The organism is Isoptericola halotolerans (assembly GCF_013149785.1).
Taxonomy (GTDB): Bacteria; Actinomycetota; Actinomycetes; order Actinomycetales; family Cellulomonadaceae; genus Isoptericola; species Isoptericola halotolerans.
In genome coordinates this window covers 258,610-275,383 of sequence record NZ_JABEZU010000005.1, presented here as the reverse complement: position 1 = coordinate 275,383, position 16,774 = coordinate 258,610, and the positions used below count along the sequence as shown (strand labels likewise).

Below are 16,774 nucleotides of genomic sequence, written 5' to 3'. Positions count from 1 at the left end.
AGGTCTGCACGGGGAGCAGCCTACTCAGCGTCACCGACGAGGCTCACGGTGTCAACGCGCGGTAGACGGCGGTGCGCAGCTCCTGCTCCCAGGCGGAGTACTGGGGCATGCCGGCGTCACGCGTGGCGGCGAGCTCGGCGTCGATGTCGTAGGGCAGGCGGACCACCTGCAGCCCGAACGGCGCGGGGTCGGGCCCGGGGACGCCCTCGAGGATCGCGTAGCTCGCGCTCGGCTCGTCGAGGGCGTTGCCGACGCTGCCCGCGTTGAACAGCGTGCGCCCCCGGCGGGTGCGCTGGTACGCGGCATGCACGTCGCCGTAGCCGACCACGTCCGGTGCGGGACCGGGCCCGGTGAGCTCGGTGGCGGCGAACATGCCGGCGAACTCCTCGCGGGTGTGGTCGACGTGCACCCGGACGTGGACGCTGGCCGCCGAGGCGTGGAAGAGCCGGACGCGACGCCCGGAGAGCTGCAGGTCGTGGCTCAGGGGACGACGCCGGATCCTCTCGCGCTGGTCGGGGCGCAGCTCGTCGCGCCACCAGACCAGCTCCGCGGCGCCGTCGTCGGGGATCTGCGGCAGGAAGTCGTCCCAGTTGCCGCGGACGTTGACCTCGCAGACCTGCTCGGTGCGGTCCACGACGGCGCTGCCGCGCGGGCCCTTGCCGACGTCGTCACCGAGGTTGACGATGCGTCCGACCCCCCGGGAGGCGATGTCGGCGAGGACCGTCTCGAGGGCGGTGAGGTTGCCGTGGACGTCGGAGATGATCGCGATCTGCTCGGTGGCCACGCCCCGATGCTGCCACAGCGCTGCTGCTGCAGGGAGGGTGTCAGGCGAGCCGGTGCACCCCGACTCCGGGGCCGTCCCCCGGCACGACGATCCCGGCCTCCGTCGCGCGCACCTCGACCTGCCCGTACAGCGGTTCGGGCGACGCGCCCGGTGCCACCAGGTGGCCGGGCAGCACCGCACCCGCCCAGGGCCCGCGGGCCAGCACCACCAGCACGCGCTCCGTCGGCGACTCGCGCAGGAACACCACGGCGTCCTCGGTCACCACGGCCCACCGCAGGCCGCCGTCGCGCAGCGCCGACGATCCTCTCCGCACGGCCGACAGCCGCCGGTACACGTCCAGGGTCGCGGCGTCCCAGCGCGGCCCGCCCCCGCGAGCGCCCTGGTCCCAGGCCATGGTGGTCCGGGCGTGCTCGCCGTTGTCCCCCGTGGCGCCGACCTCGTCGCCGGCGAAGACGACGGGTGTGCCGGGGTAGGTGAACAGCAGCGTCGCGGCGACCTCGACCAGCTCGGCCGAACCGACGACGGTCGCCAGCCGCGGCGTGTCGTGCGAACCGAGCAGGTTCCACTGCCGTGCGGTGACCGACCACGGGACCGCGGCGTCGAAGTCGCGCATCGCCGCGACCATGGCCGAGCCCGGACGCCGGACACCGGCCACCGGCAGCCCGTGCGCCGCCACGGGCGAGCCGTGCTGGGCGAGCCACGACCAGGCCGGGCGCGTGAAACCCGTGTAGTTCATGTTGGCGTGCCAGCCACCGGCCAGCAGGTCGTGCGTCGCGTCGTGGAAGTGCTCGGCGATCAGCCCCGCGTCCGGGCGCTCCCCGACGACGGCGGCACGCAGCTCGCGTGCGACGTCGTGCGCCCGGTCCGCGCTCCCCCACCGGCCGGTCATGTTCGCCACGTCGACGCGCCACCCGTCCAGGCCGAACGGCTCGCGGAGGTAGCGCGTGATCGGGGCCCGGTCGCCGGTGACCAGGCGGCGCCAGGTCTCGGGTGAGGACCAGTCGAGCTTCGGCAGGGAACCGAAGCCCAGCCACGCGGCGTACCCCGCGCCGTCGGGCGTCGTCGCGACGTCGGGCCGTCCGGGCTCGTCCCACACGTACATGCCGCGCTCGGGCGACGTCGGGTCGGCCAGCGCGCGGGCGAACCACTCGTGCTCCTGCCCGGTGTGGTTGGTGGTGATGTCGCCCATCAGCCGCATGCCCCGGGCGTGCACGGCCGCCGAGAGCCGCGCGTAGGCCTCGTCCCCGCCGAGCAGCGGGTCGACGTGGTCGAAGGTGGAGGCGTCGTACCGGTGGTTGGAGCGTCCGGGGAACACCGGGGTCAGGTAGACCGTGCCCACGCCGAGCGCCACCAGGTGGTCGAGGTGCTCGGTGATGCCGTCGAGGTCGCCGCCGTAGAGCTGGGTCCCGGCGAGCACCCCGTCACCGGCGGGCTCGTCGTCCCACGCCGCCGGGGCCGCCCAGTCCGGCACCGCCCGGTCGCTCGCCGCGCCCGAGCGCGCGAAACGGTCGGGGAAGACCTGGTAGACCAGGCCGTCCCCCAGCCAGGCCGGGGCGGGGGCGTGCGTCGTGAGGCGGAAGCTGCCGGCGTCGGGCACGTCGCGGTCGTGCACCCCGCGTCCGTCGAGCCAGCGGTAGCCGCCCGACCCGTCGAGCAGGAACCGGTAGGGGGTCACCGGGTTGTGCACGTCCACCTCGGTGACGAACGACGCCTCGCCGCCCGGGGTGTCACCGTCGCGCACCGCCTCGGAGAGCCGCGGCTCGCCGTCGCGGACCGTCCGCAACCACACCCGGTCGACACCGGCGGCCTGCGGCACGCGGACCCGGACGGGGACACGGTCGCCGAGCGTCGGGGTCCCCTCCGGGACGTGCAGCGCCGACCCGTCGTGGTGCGGCTGGTCGAGCAGGTTGGTCACGGCACGGATGCGATGCATGAGATCCTCTCGGTCGGCGGCCCCCGCGCCGACCGAGGCCCTCAGGAGCCGGTCAGCGGCGGCGGCCGATCGCCCACCCGGCGGCGAGCGCGATCGCGATCCCGACGATCTGTCCGCCGAGGATCGCCTTGTTCAGGTCCAGCACGGGCTGCCAGCGGGCTCCCTCGGCCGACACGACGTAGACGCCGAGCGGCTTCACCTGCAGACCGTAGCCACCGCCGCCGCCACCACCCTCGCCGGAGCCCTCCCCGTGGGTCTCGCCGCGGATCTCTCCCTGGGCGTCGCCGGAGGCGTCACCGGCGTCGGAGCCGTTGGCAGAGTCGTCGCCCGCGTCGCCGCCCGCGGTCTCCGACCGTGACCCGGCCTGGAAGGACCTCGACCAGCCGGCCAGGTGACCGGAGCCCTTGCCGGTGCCCGTCCCCTGACCCGAGCCGTGGCCCGCGCCGGTCCCGGCACCGCCGCCGGAGCCGGTCCCGATGCCTCCCCACACCTTGGCGACGGGGACGATGAGATGACCCTGGTGCTCGTAGGGCTCACCGTACGCACGGCGCACGGAGAACGAGTCGTCGGCGGCGTCGGTCAGGCGCCGCAGGTCCGGGGAGTAGCTGCGCGTGTCATCGGTCATGCGCCCAGGCTAGAGGCACGGTGTGAGCCCCGCCACAGCCCGGCAGGACGTTCCTCAGCCCTTCACCGATCCGGCCGTCAGCCCGCCGACGATGAACTTCTGCAGGAACAGGAACAGCACGAGGATCGGGATCGTGGAGATCACCGCTCCCGCCGCGAAGAGGCCCCAGTTCGCCTCGAGCAGGCTGGACACCCAGGAGTAGAGCCCCACCGCGAGGGTCCAGTTCGACTCCGACTGCAGCAGCACGCGGGCGATGACGAACTCGCCGAACGTCGCGATGATGGACAGCAGCGCCACGACCGCGAGGATCGGGGTGACCAGGCGCAGGATGATCGTCCAGTACGTCTGGGCGTGCGTCGCGCCGTCGATCTTCGCCGCCTCGTCCAGCTCGCGCGGGATCGTGTTGAAGAACCCGTACATCAGGAACGTGTTCACCCCCAGGGCGCCACCCAGGTAGACGCACACGAGCGCCACCTTGGAGTTCAGGCCCAGGGCCGGCACGACCTCACCGAGGCTGATCAGCAGCAGGAAGATCGCCACGAACGCGAGCATCTGCGGGAACATCTGCACGATCAGCAGGGTCGTCAGCCCCGCGCGGCGCCCCTCGAAGCGGAACCGGCTGAACGCGTACGCCGCGGCGGCGCCCATGAGCACGGTGCCGATCGACGTCACCACGGCCACCTGGACCGAGTTGGCGAACCACGACCAGAACCTCGTGCCGGCCAGCGCCGCGTAGTTGTCGCCGCTGATCGTGTCGAAGAGCTGGTTGGAGCCCGTCAGGGTCCCGCCGGCGGACAGGGACGCGGACAGCACGTAGACGATCGGGAAGACCGCGTACACGACGAACACGACACCGACGAGGTGGCGCCAGCCGGTGTCCGCGAACCAGCGGCCCGGTGTCCGACGGCGGGCGGCGGGCGGCGACGGACGACCGGTGGCGCGCCCCTCGGGGAGGATGGTGGCGGTCATGTCAGTTGATCTCCTCGAGCGAGCGGGTCCGCTTGAAGGCGATGGCCGAGATCGTCGCGATGATCACGAAGATGACGATCGACAGCGCACTGGCGAGCCCGAAGTTCTTGGGCGCGCTGCCGTCCAGGCCGGCCACGGCGTACACCATCGTGATGAGGATGTCGGTGTGACCCAGCGGCACGGAGGCGTCGGCGAACCGCGGCCCGCCCCCCGTGAGCATGTAGATCAGCGCGAAGTTGTTGAAGTTGAAGGCGAAGCTCGAGATGAGCAGCGGCGTCGTCGAGACCAGCAGCAGCGGCAGCGTCACCGAGCGCCAGGTGCGCAACCGGCCGGCGCCGTCGATCTTCGCGGCCTCCATCACGTCGGTCGGCAAGGACTGCAGCGCCCCGGTGCAGATGAGGAACATGTAGGGGAAGCCGAGCCACAGGTTGACGGCGATGATCGAGAACTTCGCCAGCAACGGGTCGGTGAGCCACGGGACCGCCGCCCCTCCGAGGAGCACCTGGTTGACGAACCCGAAGCTGCGGTTGAGCAGGCCGGACCACAGCAGCGGGGCGACGAACCCCGGGATGGCGTACGGCAGGATCAGCAGCGTGCGGTAGACCCTGCGCCCGCGGATCGGGGCGTTGAAGGCGGTCGCCAGGAACATCCCGAGCAGGAACGTGGTGGCGACCGACGTGAAGGCGAACACGAAGGTCCACACGACGACCTGGAAGAAGGGCCCGGCGTACCGCGAGTCGCTGAACGCCGTGGTGAAGTTGTCGAAGCCGATGAACACCCGCCAGCCCACCTGCAGGGTGGAGCCGTCCGCCGCCTCGAACTGGCCCTCGTCGTTGGGGGCGTAGACGGCCCCGGTCGTGGTGTCCGTCATCGTGTCGGCGACCTCGTCGTAGACGAGCGCCGGGGTGAAGAGGTACCCGGTGCGTGCGTCCTGGGTGCGGACCGATCCGTCGTTCGGGTCCTCGGAGGCGGGCACCCGCAGGGTGGTGACCTCGCCCTGCCTCTCGAGGATCTCCTGGCGGTCCAGCACCTCCCAGCCGTCGACGGCGGTGATGCGGCCCTCGTCGACGGTGGCGTCGACGGGAGCGAGCGCCGTGTCCGCGCTGCCGGCCGCCGTCGTGCCGTCCGGCCGGACGACGGCGAACCCGAGCTCGTCACCGTCGGTGACGACGGTCAGCGGCAGGCTGGGCGAGTCCTCGACGCGACGCTCGTTCTGCGCGAGCAGGGCGGTGATCGCGTCGTCCTTGGTGGAGTTGTGGCCGTCACCGTAGTTGGTGAACGCCACCCACCCGGTGTACGCGATCGTGAAGATCTGGAAGGTGAACAGGAAGATCAGGCCGGGCAGCACGTACTTCAGCGGCACCGTGCGCCGGGAGAAGTACACCCAGTTGGCCACCGCGAGCATGGCGAGCATCGCCCCGAGGATGACCCACGCCTCGGCCACCCACGCCGACCAGACCACGTAGACGCCGAACGCGTCGACGACGGCCATCATCGCGAGCTTGGCGAGGAACCCGGGCCCGAGACGGCGCGCCGGGGACTCGTCGGGACGGACCCGGCGTCCGCGGGACGGCTCCGGCGGGAGCGTGGAGCCGGCGCCCGGGCCCGGGCGCTCGACGGTGGCGCGCGGGGCGCCGGGGTGCTGCAGATCGGTCATCGCAGTGCCTTCCGAGGTCGCACGACGGGCCGTGGCGTGCCGCCACGGCCCGTCGTGTGCTGGTACGTCAGGAGCCGAGGGCCCCTTCGATGTCCGAGATCATCTTGTTCCAGGCCTCGGCCGGTTCGGCCTTGCCCGAGATGATGCCCGCCTCGGTGACACCCCAGAAGGCCCAGACCGAGCCCATCTCCGGGATCGACGGCATCGGCACGGCGTCGGCGCCGACCTCACGGAAGCCCGCGACGATGGGGTCGGACGACGCCGCGTCGGCGGCGGCGGTGAGGGCCGGCGGACGGCCACCCGCCTCGAAGAGCGCGGTCTGCGCCTCCTCCGTGGACAGGAAGTTGACGAGGAAGTCGTTGGCGAGCAGGGCGTTCTCGCTGCGGGCGCTGACGTAGAAGCCCTGGACGCCCACGAACGGCTGCGCCGCCTCGTCCCCTGCTGCGGGGACCGGGTCGATGGCGAGGTCGAGGTCGGCGAACTGCTCGAGCATCCACGGGCCACCCACGATGAACGGCGACTCGCCGTTGGCGAAGGCCTCGACGGAGATGTCGTAGGTGGTGTCGATCGTCAGGTTGCCGGCCTCGCCCTGGTCGGCGAGCCACTGGGCGTAGGCCTCGCCGTTCTCGCCACCCATGGCGAGCTCGGGGGTGTAGGAACCGTCGGCGTTCTGCTCGAAGACGGGGGCGCCGAACGACGTCTGGAAGGGGTAGTAGGTGTACGGGTCACCGTTCTCCCCGTCGGACTGGATGAGGAAGGGGAACTTCGTCCCGGCGTCCTCGCCGGCGGCGATCGCGTCGTCCCAGGTGGCCGGCGCGGAGTCCGCGAGCTCGGTGTTGCGGATCAACGCGATGTTCTCGATCGCGTACGGCAGGCCGTAGACCTGGCCGTCGGCGGTGAACGCCTGGACGGCGACCTCCTCGAACTCCGCGGCGGTGTCACCGAGCTCGACGGGGGCGACGACACCGTTGGTGATGAGCTCGCCGAGCCAGTCGTGGGCGCCGACGGTCACGTCGGGACCCTCGCCGGTGGGGACCTGCGCGATGAAGTCCGCGCGGATGTCCTCGAAGGGCTTGAGGACGAGCTCGACCTCCGCACCCGTCTCGGACTCGAACGCCTCGGCAGCGGCCGCCACGGCGTCCTGGCGGGTCTCGTCGACCCAGACCGTGAGCGTGCCGCCGTCGCCGGCGGGCTCGGTGGTCTCGTCGGCGGCGGCACTCTCGTCCGCTGCCGCCTCGCCCGTGTCGTCGGTCCCGCACGCCGTGAGGGCGAGCGTGGTGACCAGGGCGGAGGCAAGAAGGATGCTCCGTCGCATCGTGGTACTCCCAGCATGAGTCGGTCGGCCCGGTGAGCTACGCACCCGGTGGGCCCTGCTGAGGGACGAACCTAAGAGGTACGATCAGTTTTTGCAAGGTCTTGCAATAACGTTTCTGCAACACGGCGTCATACCGCGCGTCCACGCACCGGGCGCCCAGGACGAGGAGGTCCGTTGTCCCCTACCATCGGCGGCGTGCGAACCCGACTGAGCGACCTGGCCGAACAGGCCGGCGTCTCCACCGCGACGGTCTCGCGCGTGCTCAACGGCAAACCGGGGGTCGCCAGCTCGACCCGTCAGTCCGTCCTGGCAGCCCTGGACGTCCTGGGCTACGAACGACCCTCGGCACTGCGGGCCCGCTCCGCCGGCCTCGTCGGCCTCGTCGTGCCCGAGCTCACCAACCCCGTCTTCCCCGCCTTCGCCCAGGCGGTCGAGTCGATCCTGTCCCAGCACGGGTACACCCCGCTGCTGTGCACCCAGGCCCCCGGCGGCACCACGGAGGACGAGTACGTCTCCACGCTCGTGGACCACTCCGTCGACGGCATCGTCTTCATCTCCGGCCTGCACGCGGACACCCGCGCGGACCACACCCGGTACGAGCTGCTGCGGGGCCAGGGCATCCCCATCGTGCTCGTCAACGGCTACGCGCCAGGGATCGACGCCCCCTTCGTCTCTCCCGACGACACCGCCAGCGTCGACGTCGCCGTCCAGCACCTGACCACGCTCGGCCACCGCCGGATCGGCCTCGCGATCGGCCCGGAACGCTACGTCCCCGCCCAGCGCAAGCTCGCCGCGTTCACCGCCGCCCTGGTCCGTCACGGGCTCGCGGCCGACGAGCGCGAGGCCCGCGAGCACGTCACCAGCACGCTGTACACGCTGGAGGGCGGGCAGGCCGCCGGTGCGGAGCTCTTCGCCTCCGCGCACACGGCCGTGGTGTGCGGCTCCGACCTCATGGCGCTCGGCGTCGTGCGGGCGGCACGCTCGCGCGGCCTGCGCGTGCCCACGGACGTCTCGGTCGTGGGATACGACGACGCCCCGCTGATCGCGTTCACCGAGCCGCCGCTGACCACCGTGCGCCAGCCCGTCGAGGCCATGGCCCACGCGGCCGTCAGCGCGCTGCTGACGGAGATCGGCGGCGACCGGGCTCCGCGGACCGAGCTGCTGTTCGCACCCGAGCTGGTCGTGCGCGGGTCGACGGGCGTCGTTCCCCGCGTCTGACGGGCTTGCCCCGGCCCCACCCCACCCGTCGGGCACGTCACCGGCCGGTTTGCGGCCCGCCCGCGAGCCGCGCAGGCTGGGCGGCGAGCAGGACACGCCCGGACGCCCCGGCAGCCCTTCGTGAAAATCTTGCAGCAACGCATACACTCGACCGCCGTACCTACTCGCCGAATCCTCGAGGACCCCCATGGCCACCACCGAGCCGACCATCCCGAACATGCCGGCGCTCGCCGCGGACGCCACCGTGCACGTCGGGTCCGACACCGCCCGGGAGTGGTGGCGCGACGCCGTGATCTACCAGGTCTACCCGCGGTCGTTCGCCGACGGCGACGGTGACGGGATCGGGGACATCCCGGGGATCACCGCGCGCCTGGACCACCTGCGCACCCTGGGCATCGACGCCGTCTGGCTCTCCCCGTTCTACCGGTCCCCGCAGAAGGACGCCGGCTACGACGTCGCCGACTACCGTGACGTCGACCCGCTGTTCGGCACCCTCGACGACTTCGACGCGATGCTCGCCGGCGCTCACGAGCGCGGCATGCGGGTCATCGTGGACCTGGTCCCGAACCACACCTCCGACCAGCACGTCTGGTTCCAGCAGGCGCTCGCCGCCGCCCCCGGCTCCGCCGAGCGTGCCCGGTACATCTTCCGGGACGGCAAGGGGCCCGGCGGTGACGAGCCGCCGAACAACTGGCAGTCGATCTTCGGCGGCGCCGCCTGGACCCGCGTCCCGGACGGCCAGTGGTACCTGCACCTCTTCGACTCCTCGCAGCCCGACCTCGACTGGAACCACACCGAGGTACGCGCCGAGTTCGAGGACGTGCTGCGCTTCTGGCTCGACCGGGGCGTCGACGGCTTCCGCGTGGACGTCGCCCACGGCATGGTCAAGGCGGACGGCCTGCCCGACTGGCACGGTCAGGTGTCGATGGTGGAGGGCAGCAGCGACGAGCAGCCCACCGACCCCGGCGCACCCGAGGACGGCTCCACGGGCGCCGGCAACCAGGGCCCGATGTTCGACCAGGACGGCGTGCACGAGATCTACCGCTCGTGGCACCAGGTGCTCGCCGCCTACGACGGCGACCGCTGCCTCGTGGCGGAGGCCTGGGTCGAGCCGCTGTCCCGCCTCGCCCGCTACGTGCGTCCGGACGAGATGCACCAGGCCTTCAACTTCTCCTTCCTGACCACCGCGTGGGACGCGGCAGCACTGCGCCGGGTGATCGCGGCCTCGTACCAGGCCAACGACGAGGTCGGCGCCCCGACCACCTGGGTGCTGTCCAACCACGACGTGGTCCGGCACGCCACCCGCCTCGGTCTGCCCGACCCGGGGACGCGGCCCAACGGTGTCTTCGCCACCGACCCTCAGCCCGACGAGGAGCTCGGTCTGCGGCGGGCACGGGCCGCCTCGTTGCTCATGCTCGGCATGCCCGGCTCGGCCTACCTCTACCAGGGCGAGGAGCTCGGCCTCCCGGAGCACACGACGCTGCCGAACGAGGTCCGCCAGGACCCCGGCCACTTCCGCACCGACGGCGCCGAGGCGGGCCGGGACGGCTGCCGCGTGCCCCTGCCCTGGGAGGCCGACGCGCCGGGCTACGGCTTCGGACCGACCGGGGCCACCTGGCTCCCCCAGCCCGACTCGTACCGTCGCTACGCGGCGGACGCCCAGTACGGCGTGGACGGCTCCACGTTCGAGCTGTACCGCACCGCGCTGGCCGCTCGCCGGGCGGAGGGCCTCGGGCACGGCGGGCTCGCCTGGCTCGACGCCTGGGCCGACTCCCCCGACGTCGTCGCGTTCGTCAACCGTGACGTCGCCGTGGTCGCCAACCTGTCGTCCACGCCGGTCGCCCTGCCCGGGGCCGACGTGCTCCTGGCCTCCGGGCCGCTGGACGAAGGTGCGCTGCCGGCCGACACGACCGTCTGGCTGCGCGCCTGAGCCCTCGGCAACCCACGGCCGGGTCGGCACCCTCCTGCCGACCCGGCCGGGGCCGTGCGGATGAACGCTCACGGCCCCGGAGTCGGTAGCCTCCTGGTGTCCGACCACCCCGGAGGAGCCCCGTGTCCCAGAGCAGCCCCGGCGAAGCGCTGCCCGACGGCGTGACACCGCTCGCGCCGACCGATCCCCGCACCCTCGGGGCACTGCGCGTGCTGGGCAGGATCGGCCGCGGCGGCATGGGACTGGTCTACCTCGGCGAGACCGGCACCGGCGTGCAGGTGGCGATCAAGGTGGTGCGCCCCGAGTACGCCCAGGACCCCGAGTTCCGCACCAGGTTCCGCCGGGAGGCCGCGGCCGCCCAGCGGGTGCGCAGTCGCTACACCGCTGCGCTCGTCGACGCCGACCTCGACGGACCCGCTCCCTGGCTCGCCACCGAGTACGTCCCCGGTCCCACCCTCGCGGCACAGGTGGCCGACGTCGGTCCGCTCGCCGAGGTGCAGGTGCGGCAGCTCGTGGAGCACCTCGCCGGCGCGCTCCACGACGTCCACCGCGCCGACCTCGTCCACCGTGACATCAAGCCGGCCAACGTCCTCCTCGGACCGGACGGCCCCCGGCTGATCGACATGGGGATCGCCCGCGCCGCGGACTCGACGTCCCTGACGATGACGGGGATGCAGCTCGGCACGCCCGTGTTCATGGCCCCCGAGCAGGCGAGGGTCGACGAGCCCAGTGCCGCCACCGACGTCTGGGCGCTCGGCGCCGTGGCCTTCTTCGCCGCCACCGGCCGACGGCCCTTCGGCGAGGGTCGTCCCGACATCATGTACTACCGGGTCGTCCACGAGGAGCCACGCCTCGACGAGTGTCCGGACTTCCTGCGGCCCTTCGTCGAGACCTGCCTCGCGAAGGAACCCGCGGACCGGCCCACCGTCCCCGAGATCCTCGCCGCCCACCCTCACCTGCCCGGTCCACGTCCGAGCCCGGGCACCGTCCGGCATGCCGACGTGCCGTTCGTCGCGCCCGAACCGGTCGACGACTCCCCCACCGACGACACCCAGGTGCCACGGGCCCCCGCACCGGAGCCCACGCCGGAACCCGCCGAGGCCGCGCCGCGGCGCCGCGGCCGCCCGGTCCTGGTGGCCGCAGCCGCCGGGATCCTCGTCCTCGGTGCCGGGGCGGCGCTCGCGATGAGCTGGCCGCTCGTCGGTGGGACGCCGACGACGTCCCCGAGCACGACGCCGTCGACGTCACCGTCGCCGTCGGCCACGCCTGCCGCGACCGATCTCGCGACCGGCGCCACGATCGACCCGTGCCTCGTGGGGCGCTGGGAGCAGACCTCCATGACCGACACCTGGGACCTGCTGGGCGAAGACGTCGGCATCTCGGGCTGGGACGGCCGCGTGCTCGAGATCCACGACGACGGCAGCCAGGTCATCACCTACGACGACGCCGACCCCGTGACCGGCGCGATGAGCGTCGGCACCATCACGGACACCTGGAGCGGGACCACCACGGACCAGCTCGCCACGGACGACGGCACACTGGAGTTCACCGCGACCGATCACTCCGCGGTCACGGTGGACCGTGACGTGGCGGGGTTCACCGAGACCTACCGACCGCCGTCGGGCACCGCTGACGGCGTGCTCTACACCTGCGACGGGACGACCCTCACCCAGCGTGAGCCGGACGGGGCCTACGAGGCGACGTTCACCCGCCTGGACTGACGCGGGTGGGCGCCCCCACGGCGTCAGCCGCCCGACACGCTCAGCTCGGCCTCGCGCAGCTTGGCCTCGAACTCGGCGTCGAGCTCTCGCGAGTCGAGCCAGCCGTAGGGCAGGTGGGGCTTCTTGGGCGAGCCGGCACGGCCACGTGGCCCCTCGGCGTCGGCCCCGGGATAGCCGAGCGTGAGGTCGAGCGCGTCGAGGTGCTCACGCAGCTCGACGAGCGTGGAGACCATCGCCAGCGCGCGGCGGGTCTCACCGCCGACGGCGTATCCCTTGAGGTACCAGGCCATGTGCTTGCGCAGGTCCCGCATGCCCTTGGACTCGTCGCCGTCGTAGTAGTCGATCATCAGCTCACCGTGGCGGTAGATCGTCTCGGCGACCTCGCGCAGCCCGGGGCGCACGCGCTGGTCGGAACCGTTGAAGGCGGCGGCGAGGTCGGCGAACAGCCACGGCCGCCCCTGGCAGCCGCGGCCGACGACGACGCCGTCGGCACCCGTCTCACGCACCATCCGCAGCGCGTCCTCGGCGGCCCAGACGTCACCGTTGCCGAGCACCGGGACCGTGGTCACGGCCTCCTTGAGCCGGGCGATGGCCGTCCAGTCCGCCGTGCCGGAGTAGTGCTCCGCGGCCGTGCGGGCGTGCAGGGCGACGGCGGCCACCCCGAGGGACTCGGCAGTGCGCCCGGCGTCGAGGTAGGTGAGGTGGTCGTCGTCGATGCCCTTGCGCATCTTGACCGTGACCGGGACGCCGTACGGCTCGGCGGCGTCGACGGCGGCGCGCACGATGTCGGTGAAGAGCTGCTTCTTCCAGGGCAGCGCCGAGCCGCCGCCCTTGCGGGTCACCTTGGGGACCGGGCAGCCGAAGTTGAGGTCGACGTGGTCGGCCCGGTCCTCGGAGGCGATGATCCGCACCGCCGCTCCGACGGTGGCCGGGTCGACGCCGTAGACCTGCGCCGAGCGGGGCGACTCGTCCTCGCCGAAGGTGACGATGCGCAACGCCTCGACGTTGCGCTCGACCAGCGCACGGCTCGTGACCATCTCCGCCACGTACAGCCCCGGGTCGAAGCCCGTGGCACGACCCGCCTCGCGGCACAGCGTGCGGAAGGCGCGGTTGGTGACGCCGGCCATCGGCGCGAGCACCACGGGCGTTCCCACGGTGATCGGGCCGATCTGCAGCGGCGGCAGCACGCGGGTGCTGACGGGTTCGAGCATGGAAGTCACATCCGCCATTGTCGCAAACGCGCCGGGCGGACCCGAGGGCTACGCCTTGACGACCGGCGTGACACCGGTCACCGTGCGCTCGTCCTCCCAGCACTCGATGCCGGACACCTCGGGCAGCCGGTCACGGGTGAAGACCGGGTCGAGACCGGAGCGCCGCTGCGCGAGGTAGTCGGCGAGCAGCTTCCACACGATCCCGGACAACAGCGCGATCGCCACGAGGTTCACGAGCGCCATGAGGCCCATGATGCCGTCGGCGGTGTTCCAGATCAGCTCCGAGGACGCGACCGAGCCACCGAGGATCGCGAGCACCACCAGGGCTCGGTAGCCCTGCAGCACGCCTCGGGAGGTGGTGATGAACTCGATGTTGGACTCGCCGTAGTAGTAGTTGCCCAGGATGGAGCTGAAGGCGAGCAGGAAGATGATCACGGTGAGCAGGACGTTCGACCAGGATCCGAGGCTCGCTACGAGCGCCTCCTGGGTCAGGGTGATCCCGGGGGCGGCGTTCGCCAGGTCCGGCCCGGTCACCAGGATGATGAACGCGGTGACCGAGCACACGACGAACGTGTCGAAGTAGACGCCCAGCGACTGCACCAGCCCCTGCTTGACCGGGTGCGTCACGGCGGCCGTCGCACCGGCGTTCGGCGCCGACCCGAGGCCCGCCTCGTTGGAGAACATCCCGCGCTTGACCCCCTGCATGATGACGGTGCCGAGCGTGGCACCGAGCACCTCGTTGAACCCGAACGCGTCGGTGAAGATCGCGCCGACGACGTCCGGGATGCGCTCGGCGTTCAGGGCGACGACGACCAGCCCCGTGAGCAGATAGACCAACGCCATCGTGGGGACCACCGCCTGCGTCACGTGCGCGATGCGTCGCACCCCGCCGAAGATCACCAGGCCGGTGAGCACCGCGAGGAGGATGCCGACGCCCCAGGCGAGCCCACCACCCTCGACGCCGGCGGTCGTGGCCACGGTGACGGAGATCGTGTTCGCCTGCAGGGACGAGAAGGCGAACGGGAAGCAGAGGATGAGGATGACGGCGAACAGGATGCCCATCCATCGGGCCTTGAGCCCTCGCTGCATGTAGTACGCCGGCCCGCCGCGGAACCCGTCGGCGTCCCTCGTCTTGAACAGCTGCCCCAGCGTGGACTCGACGAACGCCGACGCCCCGCCGACGAACGCCATCAGCCACATCCAGAAGACGGCGCCCGGACCACCCACCGCGATCGCGGTGCCGACGCCGGCGATGTTGCCCACCCCGACGCGCGAGGCCGCCGAGATGGTGAAGGCGCCGAACGCGGAGACGGACTGGGCTCGGCCGTCCGGGCCCTTGGGGGCCGGGTTGGTCAGGGTGCGGAACATCTCCGGGAGCAGCCGCAGCTGCACCACACCGCTCCGGACCGTGAAGTAGACGCCGAGCACCGCCACGACGGGCAGGACGATCCAGGTCCACAGCGCGTCCCCACCGGTGAGGATCCAGTCGTTGAGCATCCGGTCATTCTGTGCGGCGCCGGCGCGCACGTCGAATCGAGCGTGCGCGCCGGCGTGCCTGTGACCCGGAGCACCGCCATCCTGGTGGAACGGTGTCAGACCGACGCTGGGGCGCCATCGTCGACCGAGTAAACCGGCACGTCGGGCGACGAGCCTTTTGTCCGATATGAGTGCCGGGGTGCGTCATACCCGTCGATGTGACACGTTCAAGGAGTCACGGCAACTGTTCGTGACTGACGAAGGAGGTCGACATGCCACTCTGGCTCATTCTGATCCTGATCGGCGTCGTACTGGTCGTGCTCGGCGTCGCCACAGAAATCGGCATCTTTCTGCTCTGGATCGGTGTCGCTGTCCTGGTGGTCAGCCTCGTGCTGGCCCTGGTGAGGCGGACCAAGACCTGACCCTCATCTCGATGCACCTCCGCTCACCAGCGGGAGCAGAGCGGGGGCCGTCCGTCCGGACGGCCCCCGCTCGTGTGCTGGAGCGACGTCAGACGCCAGGCATCCGCTGGGCCAGGTAGCCGGCGACCTGGTCGAGGGCCACCCGCTCCTGAGCCATGGTGTCGCGGTCGCGGATCGTCACGGCCTGGTCCTCGAGCGTGTCGAAGTCCACGGTGACGCAGTACGGCGTACCGATCTCGTCCTGACGCCGGTACCGCTTGCCGATCGCCTGCGTGACGTCGTGGTCGATGTTCCAGTGCTCGCTCAGCTCGGCGGCCAGCTTCTCTGCCGTGGGCAGCAGGTCGGCGCTCTTGGACAGCGGCAGCACAGCGGCCTTGACCGGCGCCAGGCGCTTGTCCAGGCGCAGCACCGTGCGCTTGTCCACCCCACCCTTGGTGTTGGGCGCCTCGTCCTCGGCGTAGGCCTCCACGAGGAAGGCCATGAGAGAACGCGTCAGACCGGCGGCCGGCTCGATGACGTACGGGTAGTACTTCTCGTTGGTCACCGGGTCGCGGTACTGCAGGTCCTTGCCCGAGTGCTCCGAGTGCGTCTTGAGGTCGAAGTCCGTGCGGTTCGCGATGCCTTCCAGCTCACCCCACTCGCCCCCCACGAACCCGAAGCGGTACTCGATGTCCACCGTGCGCGTCGAGTAGTGGGAGAGCTTGTCGGCAGGGTGCTCGTACACCCGCAGGTTCTCCGGCGCGATACCCAGGCCCGTGTACCAGGCCATCCGCGCGTCGATCCAGTACTGGTGCCACTCGGCGTCGGTCCCCGGCTCGACGAAGAACTCCATCTCCATCTGCTCGAACTCCCGCGTGCGGAAGATGAAGTTCCCCGGCGTGATCTCGTTGCGGAAGGACTTGCCGATCTGGGCGATGCCGAAGGGCGGCTTCTTGCGCGCGGCGGCAGCGACGTTGGCGAAGTTCACGAAGATCCCCTGCGCGGTCTCCGGGCGCAGGTAGTGCAGGCCCGAGTCGTCGTCGACGGCACCGAGGAAGGTCTTCATCAGACCCGAGAAGTTCCGCGGCTCGGTCCACGCACCAGGCTGACCCGTCTCCGGGTCCCGGACGTCGGCCAGGCCGTTGGCGGGCGGGTGGCCGTGCTTGGCCTCGTACGCCTCGATGAGGTGATCGGCGCGGTACCGCTTGTGCGTGTGCAGGGACTCCACCAACGGGTCCGTGAACACCTCGACGTGGCCCGAGGCGTGCCAGACCTGCGGCGGCAGGATGATGCTGGAGTCCAGGCCCACGATGTCGGGGCGGCGCGTCATCGCCCGCCACCACTGACGCTTGATGTTCTCCTTGAGCTCCGTGCCGAGCGGACCGTAGTCCCAGGCGGACCGGGACCCGCCGTAGATCTCACCGGACTGGAAGACGAACCCCCGCCGCTTGGCGAGGGAGACGACGGCGTCGAGCTGGGCGGTCGCGGATGCAGCCACGGATCACTCCTGAGGTCGACCCCGCAGGTGGCTCCG

Annotated in this window: 13 protein-coding genes; 4 read left to right on the top strand and 9 right to left on the bottom strand. The window is 71.6% G+C overall.

Features of this window, described 5'->3' with window-relative positions:
- Nucleotides 1–43 precede the first annotated feature (43 nt).
- The 6 genes from HDG69_RS18160 to HDG69_RS18135 form a co-directional block, all read right to left on the bottom strand.
- Nucleotides 44–784, bottom strand: coding sequence for a metallophosphoesterase family protein (locus HDG69_RS18160; RefSeq protein ID WP_171785230.1), 741 nt, complete (start codon nt 782–784; stop codon nt 44–46).
- A 40-nt stretch (nt 785–824) separates the two neighbouring features.
- Entirely contained in the window at nt 825–2,717 is a 1,893-nt protein-coding gene (locus HDG69_RS18155; protein ID WP_171785229.1) for a glycoside hydrolase family 13 protein, read from the bottom strand.
- A gap of 52 nt (nt 2,718–2,769) precedes the next feature.
- On the bottom strand, nt 2,770–3,342 hold the full coding sequence (locus tag HDG69_RS19470; RefSeq protein WP_216645953.1) for a hypothetical protein: 573 nt from the start codon (nt 3,340–3,342) through the stop codon (nt 2,770–2,772).
- A 54-nt stretch (nt 3,343–3,396) separates the two neighbouring features.
- Nucleotides 3,397–4,311: a sugar ABC transporter permease gene (locus HDG69_RS18145; RefSeq protein WP_171785228.1), complete on the bottom strand. Its 915-nt coding sequence runs from the start codon at nt 4,309–4,311 to the stop codon at nt 3,397–3,399.
- A gap of 1 nt (nt 4,312) precedes the next feature.
- Entirely contained in the window at nt 4,313–5,968 is a 1,656-nt protein-coding gene (locus tag HDG69_RS18140) for an ABC transporter permease subunit (RefSeq protein ID WP_171785227.1), read from the bottom strand.
- 67 nt (nt 5,969–6,035) lie between these two features.
- The gene (locus HDG69_RS18135; RefSeq protein WP_171785226.1) at nt 6,036–7,283 is read right to left on the bottom strand and encodes a sugar ABC transporter substrate-binding protein; all 1,248 of its coding nucleotides are present in this window, start codon (nt 7,281–7,283) and stop codon (nt 6,036–6,038) included.
- 195 nt (nt 7,284–7,478) lie between these two features.
- Here HDG69_RS18135 and HDG69_RS18130 point away from each other — a divergent pair, with 195 nt between their 5' ends.
- The 3 genes from HDG69_RS18130 to HDG69_RS18120 all read left to right on the top strand — a co-directional run bounded on the left by HDG69_RS18130 (nt 7,479) and on the right by HDG69_RS18120 (nt 12,152).
- Nucleotides 7,479–8,501 carry a LacI family DNA-binding transcriptional regulator gene (locus HDG69_RS18130; protein ID WP_343036515.1) on the top strand — a complete coding sequence of 341 codons (1,023 nt, stop codon included), beginning with the start codon at nt 7,479–7,481 and terminating at the stop codon, nt 8,499–8,501.
- 187 nt (nt 8,502–8,688) lie between these two features.
- Nucleotides 8,689–10,431 (top strand): glycoside hydrolase family 13 protein, encoded by a 1,743-nt coding sequence (locus tag HDG69_RS18125; RefSeq protein WP_171785224.1) that lies wholly within the window; start codon nt 8,689–8,691, stop codon nt 10,429–10,431.
- Nucleotides 10,432–10,553: 122 nt separating this feature from the next.
- On the top strand, nt 10,554–12,152 hold the full coding sequence (locus tag HDG69_RS18120) for a protein kinase domain-containing protein (RefSeq protein WP_171785223.1): 1,599 nt from the start codon (nt 10,554–10,556) through the stop codon (nt 12,150–12,152).
- 23 nt (nt 12,153–12,175) lie between these two features.
- Here HDG69_RS18120 and dusB read toward each other — a convergent pair whose 3' ends face one another.
- Together dusB and HDG69_RS18110 are read right to left on the bottom strand one after the other, a co-directional pair.
- Complete coding sequence (gene dusB / locus HDG69_RS18115) at nt 12,176–13,381, bottom strand: tRNA dihydrouridine synthase DusB (protein WP_171785222.1); 1,206 nt, start codon at nt 13,379–13,381, stop codon at nt 12,176–12,178.
- Nucleotides 13,382–13,411: 30 nt separating this feature from the next.
- The gene (locus HDG69_RS18110; RefSeq protein WP_171785221.1) at nt 13,412–14,860 is read right to left on the bottom strand and encodes an alanine/glycine:cation symporter family protein; all 1,449 of its coding nucleotides are present in this window, start codon (nt 14,858–14,860) and stop codon (nt 13,412–13,414) included.
- 251 nt (nt 14,861–15,111) lie between these two features.
- Here HDG69_RS18110 and HDG69_RS18105 point away from each other — a divergent pair, with 251 nt between their 5' ends.
- Nucleotides 15,112–15,261, top strand: coding sequence for a hypothetical protein (locus HDG69_RS18105; RefSeq protein ID WP_171785220.1), 150 nt, complete (start codon nt 15,112–15,114; stop codon nt 15,259–15,261).
- An 88-nt stretch (nt 15,262–15,349) separates the two neighbouring features.
- Here HDG69_RS18105 and HDG69_RS18100 read toward each other — a convergent pair whose 3' ends face one another.
- Nucleotides 15,350–16,738, bottom strand: a complete 1,389-nt coding sequence (locus HDG69_RS18100; RefSeq protein ID WP_171785219.1) for a glycine--tRNA ligase — start codon at nt 16,736–16,738, stop codon at nt 15,350–15,352.
- Nucleotides 16,739–16,774 lie beyond the last annotated feature (36 nt).